Annotated in this window: 3 protein-coding genes; 1 reads left to right on the top strand and 2 read right to left on the bottom strand. The window is 56.5% G+C overall.

Features of this window, described 5'->3' with window-relative positions; genetic code table 11:
* Together tnpB and tnpA are read right to left on the bottom strand one after the other, a co-directional pair.
* A partial coding sequence (gene tnpB, locus AC1RQI_RS16860) for an IS66 family insertion sequence element accessory protein TnpB (RefSeq protein WP_481905772.1) occupies window positions 1-137 on the bottom strand: 137 nt, incomplete at its 3' end.
* Complete coding sequence (tnpA, locus tag AC1RQI_RS16855; protein ID WP_481905771.1) at window positions 137-460, bottom strand: IS66 family insertion sequence element accessory protein TnpA; 324 nt, start codon at window positions 458-460, stop codon at window positions 137-139. The genes tnpA and tnpB, both read right to left, overlap by 1 nt.
* Window positions 461-534: 74 nt before the next feature.
* Between tnpA and AC1RQI_RS16850 the strand changes: the two genes are divergently transcribed.
* Window positions 535-1,161 carry an HD domain-containing protein gene (locus AC1RQI_RS16850; RefSeq protein WP_481905770.1) on the top strand — a complete coding sequence of 209 codons (627 nt, stop codon included), beginning with the start codon at window positions 535-537 and terminating at the stop codon, window positions 1,159-1,161.
* Window positions 1,162-1,291: the final 130 nt, after the last annotated feature.

The following is a 1,291-nucleotide window of genomic DNA, read 5'->3' as shown; positions in this document are numbered from 1 at the left end:
CCGGTGAACGGACTGTGCCCCAGCTCCTGCTCGACGATCAGCGCCAGGCCATGGGCCTGCTTGCGAAAATCCACCGGTTCCCGGTACAGATAAATCTCCGGAAACTGGCGGGACGGGCGCAGATACCGGTTACGCATTACAGCTGCCTCAGCACCGCGCCCAGCAACTCAATGTTGCCCGCATGCAGGCCGGTGATCGAGACACCGCCGGGCAACGACACCGTCAATCCATCCGCGGTGTCATCGTTTGCCACTGGCGCGACCCTGGCGAAGCCCGCCGACGAAGCCGTTTCATGGCCACGGCTAGCCGACTCACTGGGGCCATGGAGCTTTTGGCGCCAGTAGACAAACTGATGGTAAGTGAGAGACTGTTCCTTGCAGAATGCCGCCCCCGACAGCCCGGATGCCGCCCAATCGGTCAGGGTCTGGTGCCAGAAATGATGCAGCTCGGTGCTGGTCATACCGATTCCTCCAGTGGTTAACAGGATGGAATCAGTGTGATGGGTGCTCAGACCATGGGATAGGTGTCGATTCGTTGGCGCTTACCCTGAACCGTTGGCTGAGCCTTTTCCCGGAAGACATTCAAACCCGGGCCACCGAGGCCTATGAACGCCTCCGAGCCCATTACGCCGAACCCCACCGCGCCTACCACACCTTCGACCATATCCGCAGCTGCCTGGAACTGCTGGATACCATCAAACCGGAACTGCAGAACCCACGAACCATGGAACTGGCGCTGTGGTATCACGACGTCATTTACGACCCGCGCGCCGGGGGCAATGAGGAACAGAGTGCGCAAGTGGCGATGGAGGAACTCGCTGGGTTAGGCGAAACAGAAGAATCCCAACAGGAAGTGGCCCGGATGATCCGCGTGACTGAGCATCCGTCCGAGCCAGAGACCCAGGACGATTGCTACCTGCTGGACATCGACCTGAGCATTCTGGGTGCTAGCCCGGAGGCCTTCGACGAGTATGAGCGGCAGATCCGGTTTGAGTATCAGTGGGTGCCGGAGGAGGTGTATCGGGAGAAGCGGGCTGAGGTTTTAAGGTTATTTTTGGATCAGGAGGTGATCTATCGAACCAGTCCATTCTATGAAACCCATGAAAAACAAGCTAGAAAGAATACTCAAGGGGTGTTGGCGTTCAACTCTAAAATATACTAATCCGAAATAAAGTAGCCGAACATTAGTCGGAGATATAAGCCAGTTCGGGGTGTTGAAAAAATGACTTCAGAAGCTGCGGCAATTTCTGCAACCGATGCAGCTGCTGATAGACCATCCTGACCAATTGATG

This window comes from Salicola sp. AFF1 (genome assembly GCF_056783195.1).
Note: the sequence above shows the minus strand (reverse complement) of the source record. Positions and strands in the feature narration are given on the sequence as shown.

Bases quoted from the DNA above. Each gene is read 5' to 3' on its own strand.
- tnpA (WP_481905771.1), bottom strand. From the start codon at position 460: ATGACCAGCACCGAGCTGCATCATTTCTGGCACCAGACCCTGACCGAT.